The following is a 23339-nucleotide window of genomic DNA, read 5'->3' on the forward strand; positions in this document are numbered from 1 at the left end:
AATGAGCATCGAAGTTAAAATAGCTAAAATAATGGCTAAGCCAGATGCTCGCAATTGCGATCTTTTAGATTTACTACTTATCCTCGATAGATTTAATTTTACCAAGAAGTTTAAAGTAATAACCATTGCTGGAACAAATGGTAAAGGTACTGCAGTAGCCATGTTAGAAGAGCTGTTAGTGTCGAATAATAAACAAGTGCTAAGTCATACATCTCCTCATGTTTTTAAATTTAATGAAAGAATTTCTTTAAACAAGCAGTCAATTGCCGATAATGTTCTTTTGGAGCTTTTGGAAAGATTAGACGAGATAACACCAGAGTATCGACTATCTTATTATCAGATAGCTTTCTTATGTGCTTGTATGTATTCACAAAGAGTCGCTATTGATTATCTGATTTTAGAAGTCGGTATAGGTGGGCGTTTAGATGCTGCAAATCTAATAGATGCTGATATGACAGCAATTACAAATATCGATTTCGATCATTGCGAGATTCTTGGTGATACTCTAGATAAAATAGGGCGTGAAAAGGTTGGTATAGCTAGAGCAGAAGTGCCTTTGTTTTTGGGTACAAGTATGCCTAGTGGTGTTTATGAGTATGCACAAGCATGTGGCGCAATAATTTGTGAAGAAACTCATGAGTATAGTTCTAAAGATTGTTTTGTTCATAGTTATAATATTGCGATGGGTATCGCTGATTATCTTTTCAATAGATTGTTAATATCCTATATTCCAAATTTAGAAGGTATAAGAGCTAAAGCAAGGTTTGCGACTTTGAAAAGTGACTCTATAGATAATAGTTATATTGTCGTAGATGTTGCACATAACCCAGCTTCTGTAAGACATCTATTTGAGCTTTTAGATTCAAAATTTGGCGATAAAAGTATTAGGTATGAAGCAGTCTTTGGAATTTTGGCAAGTAAGGATCTCCATGAAATATTAAATATTGCAAAATCTCATATATATAAGTGGGATATTGTTGATCTTGGATATCTAGATAATCGAGCAGCAGATTTGGATAAAATAAAGCAAGAGTTTAAGTCACAGCAAATTGTGAGAGTTGATTTTAACAAAGACTTAAGTAGTATATATCTGTCAAAAAAAGACACAGTAACAGTTGTGTTTGGATCATTTGTATTAGCTGGAGAGTTTATAAAGCAGTATGAAAAGCATAATAGTGAAAAGTGAAAAGCAGATGTTTGAGTTTGCTCAAGAGTATGCTAAGAAACTCCAAGCAGGTCAGATTATATATTTACATGGGGACTTAGGTGCTGGTAAAACTACTTTTGTAAAAGGCGTGCTTAAGTCTTTGGGTTATAAAGGTAATGTCAAAAGTCCAACTTATACCTTGGTTGAGAGTTATGAGTTTGATAATTTTAATATTTATCATTTTGACTTGTATAGATTAGCCGATCCAGAAGAGTTGGAGTGGATAGGTATTCGAGATCATTTAAATGATAACTCTATTTGTTTTGTGGAGTGGCCAGAAAAAGGTAGGGGATTTTTACCAAAAAATAGTATTGATATATATATAAAATACTTGCCGGAAGGCAGGCAAGTAGATTTTTGTTAAAAATCTCTACAAATATGGTACGAAAGTATATTATACTGTTAAAAATATTTGTATTTATATTACTTGTCTGTGGGAGAGAGGGATGAAAGTTAGATTCGTAATCGCCTTTTTATCAGTTATGTTCTTTGGTTCATCATATGCAACTCTAAAAGAGTGTTATAAAGATGGTGTTGATCAAGAGTATGAAAAAGTTTTGGAATCATGTAAGCCGTATCTTAAAACTGATGCTAGAGCTACAGGATTATTAGCTGAAGCTAATGTTCAGCTTGATATGAGCGATAAAGATGCGCTAGATTATGCGTTGTGGGCTTCAGATTTTTATGAAAAAAATGGTGCTCCAACTGATCCTGAAGGAATTAGGTCTTATTCATATTTGGTATATTTGATTGGTGAGTTATATTTCTTTGGTTCAGAAGGTGTTGATGTAGATCAACCAAAAGGCATTGAGTATATAACTAAATCAGCGGATCTAGGTTATGATGTTGCGCAAAATCAGCTAGGCAATCTATATGTGAGAAATGATAAAGTGCCTGGTATGAATGTTGCTAAGGCTTATATGTGGTATAAGCTAGCTATAGCTAATGGTAGCTTAGAGGCTAGAGGAGCTTATTTGATTAATAATCAGCAAAAATTTATTCAGGAATATCCATATTGTATGTCTCTTGGCAGGGCTTTTATTGCTGATGCTTATTTAGATGGAACTGGAGGTCTTCCAAAGAGTCCTGATTATGCTATTAAATGGTACCAGAAAGCATATGATTTAGATCATTCAGCTGAGATAGAAGCTGGCTTGGCTGAAGCATATTATAAAGAGTATAAGAATATTAATCATGGTAAGCATTCATTTAAGCATGCAGGAATGGCAGAAGCACTTGTTGCCAAAGATGATAAACAACGAGCATATAAGTATGCGCGTGAAGCTATAACACAACCATATGCACCAGCATTTGCTATTATGGCAGAATTGACTGATAACAAAGTTGCTAAGTATGCTTATTTATCAGAAGCTATCAAGTTGTATAACAATCCGTTGGTTGGTTTCTGGCGTCAGTTCAATCCTTACTGTATGCCAGATCTTTCTGATAAAAAAGGATTAAAGAAAGCAGAGCAGGAGCTAGCTAAAATAAAGCTTACACCAGAGGAAAAAGAGTTGGCAATCAGGGAACAAGAGAGTCTAGAAATTTACTGGAATCCTAATGTTAAGCAAGAGCAACCAGTGCAAGAATCCTCTCAAATACAGCAACAAGCTAGTAAAAAAACACAAGTAGAGTCAAGTCAGCCTTAATGAATAAGTTTGCGATTTGAGAAAATGAAAAAGTTCTTCTCAAATAGTTTAATTGTATCTATATTTTTATTTTTATCGAAACTTTTAGGTTTTGTCAGAGATTTATTATTAGCTAGTTTTTTTGGTAGTGGATCTGCTTTACAAGCATTTTTGGTGGCTTTTAGATTTCCTGAGTTTATGCGTAAAGTGACTTCATCTGGAGTTTTGACACAAATAGTTAATCCATATCTTGACGGTAATGCTAACGATAAAAATAAAAAATTTATTATAACTGTGCTTTATTTTATAGCATTGTTGTTGTTGATTATAACTGTTGTAGCAATCGTATTTAGTAATATCTGGGTTGAGGTATATGCATATGGTTTGGTCGATGATAGTAATACTCTAAGCTTGGTTAGAAGTATGTTTGTCATCATGATCCCATACTTGCTGTTTAATGGTGTTATGGGAGTAATATCAGCAGTATTGAATAGTTATAGTAAATATCTTATATCATCAATATTACCGATAGTGTTAAATATTGTCATGATAATTGGTGTAATCATATCGCCTAGATTTAGTATTCCTATATTTAGCGTTGCTTATGCTGTGTTGTTAGCAGGAGTAATTCAAGTTGCTATTGGTGGGTATAGTCTTATAAAGCTAATTGGTAAATTTAAGCTTGATAAAGGTATGGTTCTAGTCAAAGATGTACGAGCAAGGACTTTTCTCAAAAAGCTTCCATCAGCATTTTTCGGAACAGCAATATTGCAAATAAATGGATTGGTAGAAACATTTTTTGCATCTTTTTTGCTATCTGGAAGTTTAGCTTGGTTGTATTATGCTGATAGAGTTAATCAGTTTTTATATGGTGTATTTGGCACAGCAATTGCAACGGTTATGATTCCATACTTAATTAGTTGTAAAAAGGATAAGCAAAAATTTTTTCAAACATTGGGATTAATTATAAGATTTACTTTGATAGTTACAGTTCCTGCTGTAGTGGGTTTACTTATATTAGCTAAGCCTGTGGTTATTTCACTATTTTTTTATGGTAGGTTTAGTCTTCAAGATGTTGATTTTACTTATTTAGCTATGCTTGGTTACCTTATATCACTATTTTGTTTTGTGCTTGTTAGAGTGATTGTCTCAGCACTATATACACAGAATAAAACATCAATAGTTTTTTATATTAGTTTAATATGTTTAGTAGTTACCATAGTTGCAGATATGATGATTGTTAATTTGTTTGTAAGCGATGATCATGCATTTTTATATTTAGCATTGGTAAGCTCGTTTGTGGCATTGTTGAATTTGTTTATTCAGCTGTGGGTTCTTTGCGATTTTAGCTTTAGACTATTTATCAAAAGCTATTTACATTTTATGACAATTTTAAGAATAACAGTTGCGAGTATATGTATGGTTTTAGTATTAAAATCATTTAATCTAAGTGATAGTTATTGGATTACTTTATCAATGTTTGATAGACTCAAAAGTATAGCTCTAATAGTTTGTGCTGGTGTGTTTGTTTATTCTGTGATTATGATAATACTAGGAGGCTTAGGGTCTTTTAAAGAATTGAAGCGATAAGTTAGTTGAATAGTTTATTAAGTGATCAGAACAAATTTATTTAGGATAAAAATGTACGACTTTAAAAAAATAAATAATCTTAGAGGAATAGAAAGAGAAACTCTAAGGATTGGTCATAATGGAGCCCTTGCTAGCTCTAACCATCCGTATGCTCTCGGGCATAAACTAACTAATAGTAGTATAACAGTAGATTTTTCAGAGAATCTCCTTGAGTTAATCACAAAGCCTCACGATAGTATTGAAAATGCTTTTTGTGAGCTATATGATCTTTCAGCTTTTACATTAGCTAATATGGATAGTAATGAGATTATTCTCAACACTAGTATGCCATTATCAGCTAATGAAAGTGAAATACAAGAGGCTAACTTTGGCCGTTCAAACTCTGGGCAAATGAAAAGAGTTTATCGTAAGGGGTTATCTGCTAGATATGGTAAGATTATGCAGATAATATCAGGTATACACTATAATTTTTCTTTTGATAAGAAATTAATACAAAGTATTGCTGATGAAAAACAGATTTCAACCTCGGATGTTTATTTTGACGTTCTTAATAAATACTTTGAATTTATGTGGTTATTACCATATCTGTTTGGCGCGAGTCCAATATGTGCTAAAACTTCGGTTAAAAGTAAGCCTAGTTATTTATCAGATCTAGATGAAGAGTTCTATATTGGTAAATATGCTACAAGTTTAAGGATGAGTGATTTGGGATATACAAGTCCAGCACAAAAAGATTTGGCTATATCTTATAATGATGTTAAATCTTATGTTAAAGATTTAATACATGCTACAGATGACACTTTTAATGATTATAAAAAATTAGGTCTGTATGACACTAGCGGTCAAAGAATACAGCTTAATGATAGTATTTTACAAATAGAAAACGAATACTACAGTGCGATTAGGCCTAAGCAAATTGCTAAAAGATGCGAAAGACCTGCGTGTGCTTTATATAATCGTGGTGTTGAATATATTGAAGTTAGAGTTCTAGATGTCGATCCTTTTGCACCTATTGGGATAAGTAAGAATACAGCTCTTTTTGTCGAAGCAATGCTGATGACATGTTTAGATGAAGGTAATATAAGATATGATAAAGAGCAAATTAAACAAGCTAAGCAGAATTTAACAGCTGTAGCAATAGCAGGGCGTAATCCGGATCTTAGGCTTAATAAACTTGGAGATTTTAGTGAAATTTCACTAAAAGATTATGCATTAGAGTTATTCAATAAAATTGAGATGGTAGCGAGTAACATGCCACTAGAGTATCTAGAAGCTGTAAAACTAGAGAAGCAGAAAGTTTTAGATGTTAGTAAAACTCCATCCGCTAAAATAGTTAGAATTGCACAAAAGCAAGGATATAAAGATTTTGCACTGGAGGTGTCTCAAAAAGTATCTCAAGAATTTAGAAACTATAAACTATCTGCAGATGTTAAGTCTAAATTACAAAATCAAGTTTCTACATCAATAGTTACAGAAAAAGAATTAGTGGCAAGTGATAATATATCTTTAGATGAATATATTAGTCGATATTATGAATCATCAAAAGGATGTTATTAATTATCTTAAACTACGATTGTCTTTATTATTTGTAAATCATTAGGTATAAAAAAACCAGCATAAAGCTGGTTTAGATATTTTGATATAAGTAAAGTACAATTATACTTTCTTAATACCACCGAATCTCTTCTTGAACTTATCAACACGACCAGCTGTATCAACGATTCTTTGCTTACCTGTATAGAATGGGTGACATTCTGAACAAATATCAATATTTAAATCATTTTTACCGATAGTTGATTTAGTAACAAAAGAGTTTCCACAACTACAAGTTACTGTTACTTCAGTATATTTAGGATGAATTTCTTGTCTCATTTTTATAGTTTCCTTATATTTATAATCTGACATCGCCACTTAGACTATCTCATCTAAGCACCATATCCCTTATTAGAATAGCTCAGAGATTGTAGCTTAAATTATCCACAGTATCAAGTTTAATTAGAAGAAATGTATTTCTCTCTACGTACGCTTTTAGGATTGAAACCGGCATTTGTCAGCATCTCATAAGATTGGTCGATCATATTAGGATTACCACAAACATAAACAACATCAGTCTCTGGATTTAGTCCTATAGTATCAAATTGATTTTGTACATATCCTGAGATTTCATAATCTTTAAGATCTTGTGTTTCTCTACTAAGGCAAAGTTTAAAATGAATATTGTGATGCTTCTTCGCAAACTCTACAAATTCATCTTGATAAAGAGCATCCTTACGATATTGAACACCTAGAAGAATATGAATTTCAGTATTATCAGCTTTCTTTAGTAGTTCTGGGAACATCGATTTGTATGGGACGATACCAGTACCAGTACCAACTAGAACTAGTTTGTTTATTTGCTCATCCTTTAGGACAAGTCTACCAGCTGGCCCCATAGCTGGTGTTGTATCACCAACTTTCATATTGAAGAACGTATCAGTTGCAATACCACCTTTTACATAAGTGATACCTATTTCTAAAAGCATATTGTCAGTAGGTAGGGAGCCTAAGCTATAGCTTCTACGCTTAAGATTGCCTTCTTCATCAGTAAGTAAAAAGGTAATGAATTGTCCTGCGATAAAGTTAAGAGGTTTACCATCAGTTCTTTTAAATGCAAAGTGTCTAACATTATCAGTGATATCTTTAAAAGAAACTAATTCAAGTTCAAATTTTTCTAAAGCCATTTTATTTAAAACTATTATGATTTATAACAGCAGTAATTATATACCCAAAATACCTAGAAATATAGATATCTACAAAATCTAAGTCATTAGGATATAGCATATATACGGATTGATACAAAGTTATGCATTTAGTTAGCTTTTGTGTATATAATTATCCTATATGGGTCGTGATTTTATACTTTGAGAATGTATCGAATATTAGTGCTTTTGTTGTTTTTTCCATATTTTGGGCTGGCAGAGATGACTCAGGCTGAGATAGATAAGATATACACAAAACCTATTGTTCTAGATAGTAAACAATATACTTTTAATATCGAGTTGCCTGTGGATTCAATAGATGGATATAGATGGTTTCTTATCCCACCGGATTATGATTATGTAGATGATACTGGTTACACTCATGAGAGTGTTGATATTGAAAATTCAAAATGGGGCGGTATGGATAATTTTAAACTTAAACTTACTAAGAAATTTAGAAAAGTGCCTCATAAAATTGTATTACATTTTGAGTGTTTTCGACCGTTTGAGGAACACCCTAAGATTTTAACAAAAGATGTGACAGTATTATCACTTTTAGACTAGGAGTATATATGAAGAAAATATTGATAATGATATCTACAATGTTGATTGCTTTGAGTGCAACTGCTGCGGATTGTAGTGATAAAAGCTTTGATTCAATAAGAGCTAAAGCTAGGCAAATGGAGCAAGCTTGGGATTCTGCAGATCTTGAAAAAGTAGTTTCCTTTTATAGTGATGATTTTATGTATATGAGTGGAGGTAAACCTTATGCAACTAAAGATGCTGTATTAAAGCATTACGTTGATGGATTTGCTGCAAATAAAACTGGTAAAAGAGATGTGGGTAAGTTAAAACTTAACTATGAGTATTGTAGAAACCTTGATGAAAATAATCAGCTAGTCATATTAAAGTTTATTTGGACAAGTTCTGATGGCAAAGTTGCTTCAGGGCATGATTTACTTGTTTGGCAAAAAGATAGTGAGAATAACTATAATATAATAGTGGATTTTCCACAGTCATAATTTATGTAATATAGGGAGATGTTTATGTTTTTTTTAATATTTTTGGTAATAATTTCTATATTTTTACTGGCTTTCTCAATAAGTATAGTTGAGACTCAGTCTGTAAATATAATAGAGAGATTTGGTAAGTTTGTGAGAATCCAACGAGCAGGACTTAACTTTAGAATACCTTTTATCGAGAGAATAGCTGGTAGAGTTAGTTTGAGAGTTCAGCAACTTGATATCGTTGCAGAGACAAAAACAAGAGATAACGTATTTGTGCATATGAAAGTATCGGTACAATTTCTAGTTGAAGAGTCGAAGGCTGTAGATGCTTTTTATAAACTAACAAATGCTAGAGCGCAGATGGAATCGTATGTTTTTGATGTGATTAGATCATCATTACCACGTATGAGCTTAGATGAATCTTTTGAGAATAAAGATGCAATAGCATTAGACATCAAAAAAGAGCTATCAGAAGAGATGAGTACTTATGGATATACAATAATTAAGTCATTAGTTGTTGATATTAATCCTGAGGAAAATGTTAAACGTTCGATGAACGAGATCAATGCCGCACAAAGACAGCTTGAAGCCACAAAAGCAAAAGCAGAAGCTGAGAAACTTATTAAAATCAAAGAAGCAGAAGGGCAAAAAGAGTCAATGAAGCTGCTAGGTGAAGGTATAGCAGAGCAGCGTAAGGCAATAGCAAGAGGTCTGCGTGTATCTATAGAAGATGTCAAAGAGGGTACTGGAGGAAATATTTCTTCTGAATATATTTCATCTCTAGTAATGATGTATCAATATTTAGATACATTAGAGAATATGACAAAATCTGGCAAATCAAATGTGATTTTTACTCCAAATTCACCAAAAGGCTTCAACAATCTAACTTCAGAAATGATAAGTGCTTTGTCTGCGGTTAAGGATATGTAAGTATACGTTAAATATCTACTAAAAAAGGGCAGTCGACATGCTCTGTATATTGGCAACTGAAATTATTTAAATAACGGTTAGGATATTCAAAGATACTAGTATTTTTAGTTGAAGATATTGTAGATGTGATTAAGTGTCCTTCAATATTTGAGTAATAGTAACATTTTATATCACATAGACTACCCTTACAGTTGACTAGATCAGCACCTTTAAATGTTAGAGGGTACTCAGGGAATTGAGAAGGTGTCTTATCTTCTGCTATCCAAGTATATTTAAACTGATGATATTTTGTTTTAGCTATTAGTTTATTATCTATATTTATAAAATCTTCAGGTGTGGGACAGTAGTAAATACCTTGCCAAGCTGTAGCATTATAAAAATAAAGAAGCGGTAGAGCAAAAAGCAATTTTTTTAAAGCTTCATAATATTTCATTTTCAGAGATTTTCTATGTATTATTTTATTAATTATATCTGTAGCAATAATGAAATATCAAATAATATTTATTTTAGTGCTTATTAATAAATGCCCTCAAGTGTATTGTAAAGATACTTTAAAAATGTTAATTATATTTTGATTATTTTTTTATGAATTAATTATTAGTTCAAAATATTTATTAAATATGGTGTGAGGCTTGGGTGTTTATGCATAGTGGAATATATTCTTTTTGTCAGATTGCTAACTTCAATAAAATAGCAGTAGATCCCAAACAAATAATTCACGAATATGCAGATCCAGATGGTAATATTTCTCAAACAAATCTTTTAAGAGCAATAAAAGCACAAGGCTTCAGAGCAAAAGCAGTTTATCTAAAAACGGAACATTTTAATCCAAGAACATTTCCAATAATTTTACAAGATAAACAAGATGAATATTTTATCTTAGCAGCTATCAATAAAGGGCAATATCTTGTATTAAGACAAGGTGAACAGAATGTGAAACCTTTAACGCAAGAAGAGTTTGGGGAATTATATTCAGATAAAGCAATATTAGTTACTCATAAAGGTAATGAAACATCACAACAAGATACATTTAATATTAAATGGTTTATACCAGCACTATGGAAATATAAGCATATATTTAGAGATGTATTAATAGCCTCTCTTTTTCTACAGTTATTTGGACTGGTAACACCATTTTTCTTTCAGGTAGTTATGGATAAGGTGATTATGCATAATGGTCTGACAACACTTAATACATTAGCAATAGTATTTTTTGTTGTAGCTATATTTGAAGTTATATTTGGAGGTATTAGGACATATTTATTTTCTCATACGACATCAAGAGTTGATGTGGTATTGGGATCTAAATTATTTAGTCATTTAATGAAATTACCACTATCATATTTTGAAACACGCCAAGTAGGACAGAATGTAGCTAGGGTAAAAGAGTTAGATAAGATAAGAAGCTTCATCACAAGTACTGCACTTACTTTAATAATAGATCTATCATTTACATTTATATTTATAGCAGTGCTATTTATGTATAGCTGGCAATTAACATTAATAGTATTAGCAACTATCCCAATCTATTTTATATTATCAGTATTTATAACACCTATATTAAAACATCGTTTAGATAAAGTTTTCTATACTGGAGCGAAGAACCAATCTTTTTTAACAGAATCTATAACAGGTATTCAAACAGTAAAATCTAGTGCTATAGAACCGCAGATGCAAAGAAAGTGGGAAGATAATCTAACAGAGTATGTTAAGGCATCATTTAGGTCACAGAATTTAGGAAATGTCGCAGGGCAGATAGCGGAGTTGGTTAATAAGCTAACAACTATAGCAATTATCTTTGTTGGAGCACATATGGTTATAGCTGGTCATCTTACAGTTGGTCAGCTAATAGCATTTAATATGTTAGCAGGAAGAGTAACTCAACCAATCCTTAAACTTGTGAATATTTGGCAAGAGTTTCAACAAGCTGGAGTTTCATTGAAAAGATTAGGTGATATCTTAAATACACCTACAGAGAGTAGTAACAAATCAAGTAAGAGTGCATTACCTACATTTAAGGGGCAAGTTAGTTTTGTGGATGTTAAGTTTAGATATTCTGCTGATACTAGACTTATCTTAGATGGTGTTAATCTGAATGTAAAAACAGGGGAGTCTATAGGTATAGTAGGACGTTCTGGTAGTGGTAAGAGTACTTTGACAAAACTTATCCAAAGATTATATCAACCAGAAGCTGGTAAGGTACTAGTAGATGGAGCAGATTTATCAACTATAGATATAGTATGGTTAAGACAGAATATAGGAGTTGTTCTACAAGAAAGTTTTATGTTTAACCGTAGTATTCGAGAGAATATTGCCTTAACTAACCCAAGTGCGAGTATGGAGAGTGTAGTAGCTGCTGCTAAGTATGCAGGAGCACATGACTTTATATTAGAGTTAAAGGATGGTTATGACACAGTTATCGAAGAAGGTGGAGCAAACTTCTCTGGTGGACAGAAGCAAAGATTATCTATAGCTAGAGCATTAATCAATAATCCTAAGATTCTAATCTTAGATGAAGCAACATCAGCACTTGATTATGAATCAGAGAAAATCATCCAAAAGAATATGGCTAAGATAGCTAAAGATAGAACAGTATTTATCATTGCTCATAGACTAACAACAGTACAAGATTGTGATCGTATTATCTATATGGATAAGGGCAAGGTTGAAGAAGATGGGTCTCATACGGAGCTATTAGCTAGAGGTGGCCATTATGCTGAACTTTATAATGCTCAACATAGAGGAGAGGTGTAATGTCTAAGCTATTAGATTTTTGGAAGAATCGTAAGACCTTGGCAGAAGAAGATAATGCTAAGAAAGATGCTTATAGTTTTTTACCTGGAGTATTAGAAGTTACAGATAAACCACCGCATCCATTGATGAGAAAGGTTCTATATTGTTTGATATTCTTGATAGTTTTTGTGGTGGTTTGGGCATCTATATCTAATATAGATATTATAACATCTGGTCAAGGTAAGATAACACCAGCTGGTGATGTGAAGACTATTCAATCATCTGAGAAGGGTTCTGTAATTAAGCTAAATGTTGAGAATGGTCAGTTAGTTAAGAAGGGTGATATCTTAATGACATTAGAATCTGACTATACAGAAGCTGATATTAATAAGCTTAAAGAAGATGTTGAGTTCTATAAGTTGCGTATAGCAAGGCAAGAAGCTTTTTATAATATGATAAAGAGTGATTTACGTGAGCAAATTCCATTAGAAAAAATAAAGTTTGATGTGCCAGATGGAGTTACTGATCAGCTAGATATAGAACAAACAAAGAGATTGTTATGGCAACAATGGCAGTCTGGTATTGCTAAACTAATGACATTGGAAGCAACACTAGATGCAAAAGAGAAAGAACTAGATATAAGTTTAAATAAAACGAAACAACTACAAGAGACTGTAAAAATAATAAGAGAAAAGCTAGATGCTTATAAGACGCTATTAGAGAAGCGAGCAGTATCAAGGATGGAGTATCTGGAAGTACGAGAAAAATATCTTAATACCTATTACGAGTTGGGATCAGAGAAAGCTAAAGATAAGCAGTTAGAAGCAGAAATAGCAGAAGCGAGGAGTAATCTAGAATCATTTAAATCTGAGACATATTTGGAAACATTAAAAACTATTAGACAAGATAAGAAAGATTTATATTCCGCAGAGCAGGAGCTACATAAGGCAACTACACTAAATGGTAAGAATCAGATAAAAGCTCCAATATCAGGTGTGGTGCACGAACTTCAGATACATACTATAGGGGCTGTAGTTACACCGGCACAGGTGTTAATGCAGATAATACCGTTAGATCAGAAACTTGAGGCAGAAGTGTATGTCAAGAATGAAGATATTGGATACCTAAAAAAAGGTCAAGAAGCTGAAGTAAAAGTAAATACCTTCCCATTTGCTGAGTATGGTGTATTACATGGGACTGTGAAGAAGATCTCAGGAGATGCTATAGAAGATGAGAGATTGGGATTAGTGTATAAGCTAATAGTTTCCTTAAATGATAATACCTTACACAAGGATGACGAGGACTATAAGATAGTGCCTGGGATGGCAGTGGTGGCAGAGGTTAAGACTGGAACCAGAAGAGTGATAGACTTCTTCACAGAGCCACTTACAAGAGGTATCGATAACAGCCTTAGAGAAAGGTAAGATAAAAGAGAGATTTTGTATAAGTTAGAAGGATATGAAAATGAAACTAAGAAAACTACTACTAGCAACAACACTAGCAATACCAGTAATGGGATATTGTGGACTTATAGATTGGATAACTGGCTATCCAGAGATTAAAGGAAAGATAGAGCAAAGATTAGAGCAGAAATATCAAGGAGAAAAGTTTGATGTATCTGATGTTAGTTATTCTGATAACTTGGGTGGTTATAACTTTGATTATAAGCCAGAGGGTACAGACTATACCTATAGAGGTTCGTATTTAGTTAATCAAGATATAGTATCAGCTAATAGTTATATGAATACTAAAGTTAGTAAGCAGTGGAAAGCTATATTTGTACCATACGTTAGTAAAGTTAGTGATAACTATTTGTTTTTAGGAACTTTAAATTCAAGATCGCCATATAACCATGCAAAAATGAAAGTAGATTTAGAAAAGAAAACTCTAGATGATTTATATAATAGTAATCCAGTAGATATAAATAAGTGGATGGAAGAAGATCATAATACTCTACATGGAGCATTATCAATATTTATAGCAGTACCAAGAACAGTAGAGGGAGTTTATAAAACTCTTCAAATGATAGAAGAAATAAACAATAAATTGCGCTCCATGAATTTATATAGTTATGACTTAGAGGTTATAACTTATGATGTACCTAAAGGGCTTGATATAGCTAAATATCATGATGAAGTAGCCCCAAGTTTTCATACTAATATAGGTTGGTGGTTTGATAAAGGAATCCAAAAATATGCATGGGGATATTTAAAGATTAAGTCATGTACTAAGATAGATGCTTTTGAAAAGTTTTGTAATACACAATATGGTATTAAAAATGAAGTAGAAAGATTAGATATGGTTAAAAAACTAACTACAGCAGACAGGATAAATAGTTTAGATAATATAGTTGATAAATTTAGGATTTTATATTTTGGTAAACCATCATCTGATAGTTTTGGAGATGACAACTGGGCAGGTGTTTCAAGGGATTATATACCTTTGAAAAAAACTAAATACTACCCACAATTAGAAAAGTTAATATCAGAAAATAAGTAATAAAAAGGGATTATAAGTTATGAGTACGGAAACTGTAGTAAATCAAATAAATGAAAATTTAAATCAACAATTTAATAAGCCTGATTTTACAGCTCAGTTAAGTGAGCTGATGTATGCAGAATCTCTTAATACTAATACAGCGTATGTAGATAGTAATGGTAAAGCTACTTTGTACAGTCAATTTTATGATAATAGTGGCAATGTTAGAGGCAACATAACAGGAGATGTTAAGACATATTTAGAGAATCATAAAACTGATAGTAGCTTTGTTACGAAACTACAAGATTATAACGTAGTAGCTATCTCAGGTGATAACTTAGATGGTTATGCTGGTATGGTTATTAGCCCACAAGATAATAATAAGGAAGCTATACATATTAGTAGAGGTTCAGAGAGCCCATTAACACATCCAAATGATTGGATTAATAATGCAGAGATGGGTCTTTTAAATGTTGTAAACCCGCTCGGGATTAAAGTGCCCGAAAATAGCTTACAGTTTCAATCTGCTAAAGAGCTGTTAAAAGAAGCTAAACGTTTGCAACCACAAATTGAGGTAGTGTCAACAACTGGTCATTCTCAAGGTGGTGCTTTGGCGATAGCTATGGAGAGAGTGATAATTCAAACACAAGGTTTAACTTTGGGTTGGACAAAAGCTTATAATCCTCCAGGTTTTGCAACCTCTGCTACAGAGGGTATGACAGAGCATCAAGTATCTGAAATGAAATCAAAAACACAGATTATAAGTGTTGTTGGAGATCCTGTATCAGAGACATTTTCAGATCATCTAGTTCCTCCTATCAAAGTTTACTCAGATGCACCAGCTGGAGTAGATAAACATTATATGGCACCAATGGTTACCGAGAACAAAACTTCACTTTATACAGACTATATAAATTCAGATAATAGTATAAATGTGAAAAATGTAAGTGAATCCTACAATTCTTTAGTGAGTCAAGAAAATGCTATAAAATCAGAAATGGCAAACAATGCATCAGATTCATGGCTGGATTATGTTAAAAGCACTATACCTGATAGCATTCAAAGCTTAGCAGGGATAACAAATTATACAGCTCAATTAGAGAGTATTGCTCAACAAAAAGCTGGATTAGCAGAGATCTTAAAAGGATCTGTTACTTCTTTTGCAGGAGAAGTTGAGTTTTGGTCGCAAGAATTTGGTCAGCATAGTCCAGAGTTAGCAGAAATGCTTGAACTTAATAGATGTATAGAGCCATCATTGCTTATAAATAAAGGTGCAGAACAAACACAATCTACAATTCTTGATTTTATTGGTGGTGAGAATAATAAGAAGTTACTTGATAGCTTGATTGACTCTATAAAATCACAACCAACTACAGAAGCTAAAAATCAATTTATAGCTTCACTCAAAGATAATCCATTAATTAAGAATATAATGGATTCAACATTTGGCATACAAAGTGATGATTTAGTTGATATAGCCGATAATCTAGCAGATATAAATCGTAGCTCTCAACAAGCACAAGTATTTAGAGGAGATCCATTAACATTTGACTTGGATGGAGATGGAATAGAAACGGTATCTGTAGATGATGGTGTACTTTTTGATCATCAATCTACAGGTGTCAAGGAAGGTACGGGTTGGGTAAGTGCAGATGATGGCTTACTGGTACGTGATTTAGATGGTAATGGAACTATAGACAGTGGTAGAGAATTATTTGGAGATAATACACTTAAGGCAGATGGTACTAAGGCAGCACATGGGTTTGAAGCATTAGCAGAGCTTGATAGTAATGCTGATGGGATAATTGATGCTAATGATACCGAGTTTGAGAATCTACAAGTATGGCAAGATACTAATAGTGATGGTATATCACAAGCCAATGAGTTAAAGAATTTATCACAGGTAGGGGTTTCTAGTATAGATTTAACAGTTTCTCAACTGAATGAAACACTAAGCTTTATACAAATAAATGTAGATATGGTGGCGTAGATGAAAGTAATTCAAAAAGTATCAATATTAATTAGTTTAGTTTTTTCTTTGTATGGATGTAGTACTCCATTAAATATGCAGGCAGGAGACTTTGCTCAAAAGTATGCTGAAAAGAAATATGGTATAGATTTTGAAGTATCATCAAGTACTTATTTTCGTATTGATGATAAAAAAGGACTTTTCTATGTGATTTTACAGCCAGAAGGTAAAGGCATTTCCTCTTGTGAATCTACCATAGATTTTAAAAAACCTAATAGTTTTGAACTTGGTAGACAGGGTCGAAGAAGTATTCCTGATGACTGTGGTACATCTATAGTAAACTATAAATTTAAAAATTATTTAGAAAAAAATATTATAAGTAAATATTATGATCCTAAAGACATATATATGGGAGCGCAATTACAATGTCTAATTAATGGTAAAGATTGTGCCTTAGGTAATACTATGGATATATTTAATAGTGATCAAAATTGGAATTTGAGTACCAAAGAATTACTTCAAAAATATTCTGATAATTTGGGGGTCAAGTTAGTTTCAGTCAGTATATTTAATCAAAAAGAGACGCCTGAAAGTATAGCTAAGGCAATAGAATTTGCATTTGAGTTAAATAAATATTTAAGTAGCTTGACAGGAACTCATAAGATTAAAATCTTAGTTATATATGTATACACAGTTAGTAAAGATACTTTTATTAATAAATATCATAAAAAAGGTATTTTAAGTGTTAAATATACTAAAGATAATCCTGAAGGCATTATATATAGAAATATTGCAAGATTTGGTGATGGAGGATATTCAATTAAATATATACCTATAACAAAATCAAATCGTAAAGAAATTGAGAATATAAAAAACACCAAATACTACCAACCAGTTAAAGAAATATTATCAAAGTCAGAAGTTATTAAGTAATATAAAAAGGGAGAAATTAAATGAATGGGTTAACTAATAAAGAAGCAGCAATATTAAGTGAACTAGTTTATGCTAAACAGTTTTTTATAGATAGGTCAGATGCAAGTAAACTAAGAGGACTGACTTTATACGACATTTTCTTTGATAATGGTGAGGTATCACAAAGTATAGCTTCTTTAAATCCTGATATTGCAATGCATCTTACTAATAACTATGATCATTATGCAGAAGTACTTAATAAATATCAGCTTGTTGAAACTACAAGTACAATAGTTGATGGAAGTGGTGCTCCAATTAAATATAATCTTCTTGGAGAAGATAGTTATAGTGGTATAGTGCTTACAGAAGTTTCAAATCCAACTAATGCGGTGTTTGTAAGTAGAGGTACTGCTACAAAGATGGATGGACTTCAGGATGTAGCATTAGGAGCTGGATTTACACCTGCATATATGCAGGATGCGCATAAATTTTATCATGATGTTTTAGAACAACAAAAATATCCAGAATACAGACGGACTAATTTGGGTGTTGCTAAAGATAACATAAGTACAGCAGGTCACTCATTAGGTGGTACAGCTGCAGAGGCTATAGCTTTGGCGGCTTTAGCAAATGGTGCTAATGTTAATACAGCGCAAACATTTGAAGGATATGGGGTTGATCAACTATTATCAAGTCCAGTTAGTTTTGTTGATGATATCTTTGGTAGTTTAGCTGATACAACTATGAGTATTGCTGATGTCAGATCTCATTTAGAAACTTTATCTAATTTAGATATATCTCAAATATCAGATGTATCAGCGATAGGTCAAAGTATCAAAGATGCTGCTAGTTCCGCATTGACAAACTTAGATAATCTTATTAGTAGCACTCCTGATATAGTACTTGAAAGTTCTACCAAACTTATAGCTTTAAATTCAGATATTCAAGCATTGTTTGATAGTGATGTTGCTAATATTAAATTAGAATATCTTGAGCATAAAGATCAATTAATACCGATATCAGAAGCATTTATTAGAGAGGGAGATCCAGTAGCTAGCTATATGGGGAATCATGTTGATATTGATCCTGTATATTTAGCTACAGATGGAGCTGTATTAGAAGCTCACTCCATAAACAACTTTCTTTTTGATACATATAATCCAGATGGCAGCTTAAAACATAATGGTGATATAGGAGAGTTAAATGATGCTACTGTAAATAACCATTTTAGTAAAGAATACCTAGATAAGTTGTCAGATCTTACAGAAGAGATAGAGACAATTGATGCTATTCAAGAGACATCAGATTCTATAAGTACAGTAGAGACTATCCAACAACTAGATGCTATTTCACAAGGTATAGATCTTGAAGAAAGATTTCAGAAAGATATAGATAAATTTGAGAAAGTATTTGGAAGATATAGTAATGGTGATTTTATAATAGGTGAAATTGATAGTAAGTTTATTGAAGATTTTGATGCTGAAGTATACTCAGTTAGTAATCAAAAATCATTAGTTGAGGAGTATTTTAAACAAGATTTAAATAGTTTAGAAAAACAAATATCTGAAGCTGATAATGATATATCAGATATGCCAGGAACTGAGACTCTTGAGTTACTTCAAAAACATAAAGATAAGTATGAATTGGTAAAAGAGTTAGAGCAGGCTAAATTAGATTATGTTCAAAATTTGCCAGATGAAATAGCTGAATTTGAATCTGCATTAGTAGAATATTATGGAGAAGATCTTGATGAGAAAACAGAAGCAAGATTGGATTCGTTCAAAGAGTTATTAAAAGATCCAAATATACGAGATATAGATGAAGTAGCTACTTATGATCATATAGTAATTGAATCGATTATAGAGAGTTTAGCCGATGGTTATGTTCAACCACTAGAAGATAGGGCACAATCGTTAAGTAATAGTATTGAGCAATTAAATACAGAGATAAATGCTATTTCTGAACAACTAAACTCAGAAGATAATCAAGATGTAAATCTATCGGTACAGTTGCTTAAAAGACAGCAGGAAAAAATAGCGTTAGCAAAGGAGTTATCAAATAATACTAATGTATTTAATCAAGAGTTTGCGAATGTTTCTAATATACTTGGAACTGAAGGGTATGAAATAGAGCTCTTAGATAAGATAGCACAAGAATATTTAGATGCTGCAAAAATTGATAATGCAACAGAGCTTTTGAATGAGGGGCAGAATGATTTGCTAGATATAGCCGATAATCTAGCAGATATAAATCGTAGCTCTCAACAAGCACAAGTATTTAGAGGAGATCCATTAACATTTGATTTAGATGGAGATGGTATAGAAACGGTATCTGTAGATGATGGTGTACTTTTTGATCATCAATCTACAGGTGTCAAGGAAGGTACGGGTTGGGTAAGTGCAGATGATGGCTTACTGGTACGTGATTTAGATGGTAATGGAACTATAGACAGTGGTAGAGAATTATTTGGAGATAATACACTTAAGGCAGATGGTACTAAGGCAGCACATGGGTTTGAAGCATTAGCAGAGCTTGATAGTAATGCTGATGGGATAATTGATGCTAATGATACCGAGTTTGAGAATCTACAAGTATGGCAAGATACTAATAGTGATGGTATATCACAAGCCAATGAGTTAAAGAATTTATCACAGGTAGGGGTTTCTAGTATAGATTTATCACATCAAAGTATAAATAGAGCTACTGATGGTGGTGTTATCTCTGATATAAGTACATTTACTAAAATAGATGGAGCTACTGCAGAAATTGGAAATTTATTTTTAGATAAAGAACCAGCAAGAAGTGAGTTTACAGATGAAGTTGCTATCTCGGGTGAGATTCTAAGTACAGGAATAGATATTCGAGGAATTGGGGCAGTTAGGAATCTAAGTCAAGCAGCTAGTTTAAACTCTGATTTGGCCAATATTTTAGTAGAGGTTTCAGCTAATCCTGTGGCAGGTTTACAAACTGAGAGTATTGTTAAAGAATGGGTAAAATCAGCAAAATTTTCAGATACATTAAATCTTGAAAAAATTGTTTTGGCAGATGGTACAAGTTTTAAATTTAATATTTCAGAGAACACTAGATCAAAGTTAGAGCAGATACAGACATTAGAGACATTTACGGGTAATAAGATAATCCAAACCAAAGTAGATGGTAATCAGTTAACGATGACTTATGGCTCGGTTAGTATGAGTTATAACATCACAGCAGGGCAAGAGAATGTATTGAGTGATAGTGTTTTTACAAATAGTTGGAACACTATAAATAGAACTAGAGCTATAAATATAGATCAAATAACTAATGGCTATAATTCTATAGTTAGCAGTGTTGATAAGTCATTATTTAGTCAGACTATTTATCAGGAGTTGCTTAGCCAGTTAGGGTTTAATTATGATGATGTTAGTGGTGATATTTCCGTAGATTTTACTAATCTTAATGAGTTCTTAAGTAATAGTGTAAATGAGCAATTATCTAATAGTATGTTTTTATTAGAGAAAGTAAAAAACTATACAGAAAGTATTCTTGTAGAGTTAGGTTGGAATTATGATGATTTTTTCAAACAGATAGTAGTTGATACCATAGTGCCTAATATTTCAGATATAGATTTAACAGTTTCTCAAGCTAATGAAATAAATAGACATAATATTGAGATAGATGGAAGATTGTTGGAGGTAATAGGTGCTACAAATACTGCAAACACTGCAGGTTTATATCAAGGTACAAAAGATAAGTATATTTTAGGTAAAGCTAATGATGAAAGCATAGTATTGAGTAGTGATAGAAGTATCGTTGAAGCTGGGGGTGGTAACGATACCATAGTAGGGTATAAAGAAAGTATAGTAAAGTATAATCTTGGTGATGGTTTTGATACTCTTAAATTAAGCTCAACTAGCAAGATTCTTTTTGGAGATGGGATATCACAAGATAGTTTGAGTTTTTCTAGGAGTAATGATGGAAAAAATCTGATTATAAATGTAGATAACGACCCTACACAGGGAGTTGAGGTCATAGACTTTTATCATCTTAAAAGGAATCCTACAATTGAATTCTCTGATGGTTATGCTATCCAAAGAGATTCTGAAGTATTTAATCTTCCAATAATAGGCACAGATGGCGATGATGATATAGTTTTAAGTAGTATTTATGATAATTATGTTGAAGTAGGTAAAGGTAATGATCATATTAGTTATGGTCAGACTAATGATTATGCGAATGATACTTTCAAATATAATTTAGGCGATGGGTTTGATACGATAAACACAGGAAGTAATAGCCTAGCAGCAAGTGTAAAAAATAGTGATAAAGTTGTTTTTGGAGAAGGAGTATCTCAAAAGGATTTGGGTTTTAAAAGAGAGTTTAATGATTTAATAATAAATGTTAAAGGGGATATAAATCAAGGACTAAAAATAGAGGGTTTTTTCTCAAAAAGTGCTTATTATCAAACTCAATTAGATACGTTTGAATTTGCTGATGGTAGTGTGCTTACAAAAAATTCGGAGGTATTTAATTTAGCTATACTTGGAACAGACGATAATAACAATATATATACCTCTTTAAAAGATGATGTGATAATTGCTGGTAAAGGGGATGATTCAATTTATGATAGTGACCGTGGTGCAGGTTACTATGATGGTGGTTATTATAATAGTTCTGAGGATAAGTCTGTCGATACGATAATTTATAATTTGGGTGATGGCTTTGATACTATTTTTTCACAAGTTTCTCATCAGGAGGCAAGGGATACATTAGCGTTTGGAGAGGGGATATCATTAGATAATTTATCTTTTGCTAGAAAAGGTAATGAACTTACCATAAATATAAATAATGATCCTAGCCAAGGATTAAGAATAACAAATTTTTTCTCTAGTAGTAGAATTAAGGATATAAGACTTGTTGATGGAACAGTATTAGATAGAAATTCTGAGCAAATAAATTCTGCTATTATTGGTACAGAAAGTAATGACACTATATATACAGGTATAAGTAATGATGTTATAGAAGCTGGAGAAGGAGATGATGTTATAACTGGTGGTCAAGGAGATGATATTATCCATGGGGAATTAGGTAATAATACAATCCATTATGATCTAGGTGATGGCTTTGACACTATAGCAGGAGCTAAAGAAAATATTACAAATCAAACAGATAGAATAGTATTTGGTGAAAATATATCTCAAAATGATGTTCAATATCTTCAAAGAAATGAAGACTTGTTTGTACAAGTTGGTTCAGATACAGAGCAAGGTCTATTAATTAAGAAGTTTTATGCTACAGATGGAAATCAAACTAAAGTAACAGGTTTTGAATTCTCAGATGGTAGCTTTAAATCTATAGATGATGTTCAGCCAATAACTCTAGGCACAGATGCTAGTGAGACAATAACTGGAACAAATGATGCGGTAGATGTTGTATATGCTGGAGCTGGCGATGATATTGTTTATTTGGGTTCGGGAGATGACATAGCAGATGCTGGTGATGGAGATGATATAGTTAAAGCTCTAAATGGTGGTAATAACACTATAGAAGGTGGAGCTGGAGATGACACTATAGAGGTAGGAGCTGGAGATGACGTCATAACTGGAGGTCAAGGAGATGATGTAATCTTTGGAGGAGAAGGTTCAGATACCTATAAATATTCCCAAGGAGATGGTAACGATACCTTAGATGTATCATCTAATGATGGAACTATGGATACATTAGAGTTAACAGATATAGATCATGACGCTATTAATTTAAGTAGAGCTGGGGAAGATTTACTTATTAAATTTGCAAGCGATCCACTAGGTTCAGTAATAGTGGATGATTATTTTTCAAGTCAATATACAAATCAAGGATTAGAGATAGATGCTAGTGATGGATTTGCACTAGATTTATCTGCTAACTCAAATAAGATAGCGGAGCTATTAGCAGCGGCTGGAGCAGATGATATAGATATGGATGGAGGAGGTGTAGATGGAGCCCAAACTACTACCAAACTAAGCTCATCTGAATTAGCTGATCTATGGTTGCCTAAAGAGAGTAATGAGTTTTAGTTTAGCTATCTTTAAAATCTTTTTTTTATTAAAAAATAAACTTTTGCTATACAAAGTAAAATCAAAATTGATCTAAATTTGTTATTTAATCTTAATTTGAAAAAAATACAAT

17 protein-coding genes are annotated in these 23339 nt (G+C 32.4%); 14 read left to right on the forward strand and 3 right to left on the reverse strand.

Translation table 11 applies throughout. The annotated features are described in order from the left end of the window. Position 1 precedes the first annotated feature (1 nt). From IMS64_RS01100 to gshA, 5 genes are all read left to right on the forward strand, one after another. Complete coding sequence (locus IMS64_RS01100) at positions 2–1186, forward strand: bifunctional folylpolyglutamate synthase/dihydrofolate synthase (protein ID WP_211490650.1); 1185 nt, start codon at positions 2–4, stop codon at positions 1184–1186. Then, on the forward strand, positions 1161–1571 hold the full coding sequence (gene tsaE, locus IMS64_RS01105; protein ID WP_211490651.1) for a tRNA (adenosine(37)-N6)-threonylcarbamoyltransferase complex ATPase subunit type 1 TsaE: 411 nt from the start codon (positions 1161–1163) through the stop codon (positions 1569–1571). Before IMS64_RS01100 ends, tsaE begins: the two co-directional genes overlap by 26 nt. An 82-nt stretch (positions 1572–1653) precedes the next feature. Further along, positions 1654–2856 carry a tetratricopeptide repeat protein gene (locus IMS64_RS01110; protein WP_211490652.1) on the forward strand — a complete coding sequence of 401 codons (1203 nt, stop codon included), beginning with the start codon at positions 1654–1656 and terminating at the stop codon, positions 2854–2856. A 24-nt stretch (positions 2857–2880) separates the two neighbouring features. After that, entirely contained in the window at positions 2881–4425 is a 1545-nt protein-coding gene (murJ, locus tag IMS64_RS01115) for a murein biosynthesis integral membrane protein MurJ (protein ID WP_211490653.1), read from the forward strand. Between the two features lie 51 nt (positions 4426–4476). Further along, complete coding sequence (gene gshA / locus IMS64_RS01120; protein WP_211490654.1) at positions 4477–5982, forward strand: glutamate--cysteine ligase; 1506 nt, start codon at positions 4477–4479, stop codon at positions 5980–5982. A gap of 99 nt (positions 5983–6081) precedes the next feature. Here the strand turns inward: gshA and rpmE are convergent, their stop codons facing one another. Both rpmE and IMS64_RS01130 read right to left on the reverse strand, forming a co-directional pair. Then, positions 6082–6297 carry a 50S ribosomal protein L31 gene (gene rpmE, locus IMS64_RS01125; RefSeq protein WP_041268076.1) on the reverse strand — a complete coding sequence of 72 codons (216 nt, stop codon included), beginning with the start codon at positions 6295–6297 and terminating at the stop codon, positions 6082–6084. Between the two features lie 119 nt (positions 6298–6416). Then, on the reverse strand, positions 6417–7145 hold the full coding sequence (locus tag IMS64_RS01130; protein ID WP_042516919.1) for a ferredoxin--NADP reductase: 729 nt from the start codon (positions 7143–7145) through the stop codon (positions 6417–6419). Positions 7146–7331: 186 nt separating this feature from the next. On the opposite strand from IMS64_RS01130, the gene IMS64_RS01135 reads away from it, so the two are divergent. The 3 genes from IMS64_RS01135 to IMS64_RS01145 are packed head-to-tail and all read left to right on the forward strand — an operon-like array spanning position 7332 to position 9100. Beyond that, complete coding sequence (locus tag IMS64_RS01135) at positions 7332–7727, forward strand: hypothetical protein (RefSeq protein WP_211490655.1); 396 nt, start codon at positions 7332–7334, stop codon at positions 7725–7727. Positions 7728–7735: 8 nt separating this feature from the next. Further along, on the forward strand, positions 7736–8185 hold the full coding sequence (locus tag IMS64_RS01140) for a YybH family protein (RefSeq protein WP_211490656.1): 450 nt from the start codon (positions 7736–7738) through the stop codon (positions 8183–8185). Between the two features lie 18 nt (positions 8186–8203). Further along, positions 8204–9100 carry an SPFH domain-containing protein gene (locus tag IMS64_RS01145; RefSeq protein WP_173405906.1) on the forward strand — a complete coding sequence of 299 codons (897 nt, stop codon included), beginning with the start codon at positions 8204–8206 and terminating at the stop codon, positions 9098–9100. Between the two features lie 7 nt (positions 9101–9107). On the opposite strand, the gene IMS64_RS01150 is transcribed toward IMS64_RS01145, so the two are convergent. Beyond that, a complete protein-coding gene (locus IMS64_RS01150; protein ID WP_211490657.1) occupies positions 9108–9533 on the reverse strand; it encodes a hypothetical protein in 426 nt (141 codons plus the stop codon). Between the two features lie 209 nt (positions 9534–9742). Between IMS64_RS01150 and IMS64_RS01155 the strand changes: the two genes are divergently transcribed. From IMS64_RS01155 to IMS64_RS01180, 6 genes are read left to right on the forward strand one after another with little or no spacing between them, the layout of a single operon-like run. Next, entirely contained in the window at positions 9743–11854 is a 2112-nt protein-coding gene (locus IMS64_RS01155) for a type I secretion system permease/ATPase (RefSeq protein WP_211490658.1), read from the forward strand. Beyond that, positions 11854–13257: an HlyD family type I secretion periplasmic adaptor subunit gene (locus tag IMS64_RS01160; RefSeq protein WP_211490659.1), complete on the forward strand. Its 1404-nt coding sequence runs from the start codon at positions 11854–11856 to the stop codon at positions 13255–13257. Before IMS64_RS01155 ends, IMS64_RS01160 begins: the two co-directional genes overlap by 1 nt. Positions 13258–13297: 40 nt before the next feature. Then, the gene (locus IMS64_RS01165) at positions 13298–14332 is read left to right on the forward strand and encodes a hypothetical protein (RefSeq protein WP_211490660.1); all 1035 of its coding nucleotides are present in this window, start codon (positions 13298–13300) and stop codon (positions 14330–14332) included. A 19-nt stretch (positions 14333–14351) separates the two neighbouring features. Beyond that, positions 14352–16301, forward strand: coding sequence for an alpha/beta hydrolase family protein (locus tag IMS64_RS09860; RefSeq protein WP_211490661.1), 1950 nt, complete (start codon positions 14352–14354; stop codon positions 16299–16301). Next, positions 16302–17213, forward strand: coding sequence for a hypothetical protein (locus tag IMS64_RS01175; protein ID WP_211490662.1), 912 nt, complete (start codon positions 16302–16304; stop codon positions 17211–17213). A gap of 20 nt (positions 17214–17233) precedes the next feature. Further along, positions 17234–23227, forward strand: coding sequence for a calcium-binding protein (locus IMS64_RS01180; protein WP_211490663.1), 5994 nt, complete (start codon positions 17234–17236; stop codon positions 23225–23227). The last annotated feature ends 112 nt before the right edge of the window (positions 23228–23339 follow it).

Source organism: Francisella philomiragia (genome assembly GCF_018135955.1).
In the GTDB taxonomy this organism is placed as follows: Bacteria; Pseudomonadota; Gammaproteobacteria; order Francisellales; family Francisellaceae; genus Francisella; species Francisella philomiragia.

Coding starts and splice junctions, on each gene's coding strand:
- IMS64_RS01130 (WP_042516919.1), bottom strand. CDS start 7,145: ATGGCTTTAGAAAAATTTGAACTTGAATTAGTTTCTTTTAAAGATATC.
- IMS64_RS01140 (WP_211490656.1), top strand. CDS start 7,736: ATGAAGAAAATATTGATAATGATATCTACAATGTTGATTGCTTTGAGT.
- IMS64_RS01110 (WP_211490652.1), top strand. CDS start 1,654: ATGAAAGTTAGATTCGTAATCGCCTTTTTATCAGTTATGTTCTTTGGT.
- IMS64_RS01150 (WP_211490657.1), bottom strand. CDS start 9,533: ATGAAATATTATGAAGCTTTAAAAAAATTGCTTTTTGCTCTACCGCTT.
- IMS64_RS01145 (WP_173405906.1), top strand. CDS start 8,204: ATGTTTATGTTTTTTTTAATATTTTTGGTAATAATTTCTATATTTTTA.
- IMS64_RS01160 (WP_211490659.1), top strand. CDS start 11,854: ATGTCTAAGCTATTAGATTTTTGGAAGAATCGTAAGACCTTGGCAGAA.
- IMS64_RS01180 (WP_211490663.1), top strand. CDS start 17,234: ATGAATGGGTTAACTAATAAAGAAGCAGCAATATTAAGTGAACTAGTT.
- IMS64_RS01155 (WP_211490658.1), top strand. CDS start 9,743: ATGCATAGTGGAATATATTCTTTTTGTCAGATTGCTAACTTCAATAAA.
- IMS64_RS09860 (WP_211490661.1), top strand. CDS start 14,352: ATGAGTACGGAAACTGTAGTAAATCAAATAAATGAAAATTTAAATCAA.
- gshA (WP_211490654.1), top strand. CDS start 4,477: ATGTACGACTTTAAAAAAATAAATAATCTTAGAGGAATAGAAAGAGAA.
- IMS64_RS01165 (WP_211490660.1), top strand. CDS start 13,298: ATGAAACTAAGAAAACTACTACTAGCAACAACACTAGCAATACCAGTA.
- tsaE (WP_211490651.1), top strand. CDS start 1,161: ATGAAAAGCATAATAGTGAAAAGTGAAAAGCAGATGTTTGAGTTTGCT.
- murJ (WP_211490653.1), top strand. CDS start 2,881: ATGAAAAAGTTCTTCTCAAATAGTTTAATTGTATCTATATTTTTATTT.
- IMS64_RS01135 (WP_211490655.1), top strand. CDS start 7,332: ATGTATCGAATATTAGTGCTTTTGTTGTTTTTTCCATATTTTGGGCTG.
- IMS64_RS01175 (WP_211490662.1), top strand. CDS start 16,302: ATGAAAGTAATTCAAAAAGTATCAATATTAATTAGTTTAGTTTTTTCT.
- IMS64_RS01100 (WP_211490650.1), top strand. CDS start 2: ATGAGCATCGAAGTTAAAATAGCTAAAATAATGGCTAAGCCAGATGCT.
- rpmE (WP_041268076.1), bottom strand. CDS start 6,297: ATGAGACAAGAAATTCATCCTAAATATACTGAAGTAACAGTAACTTGT.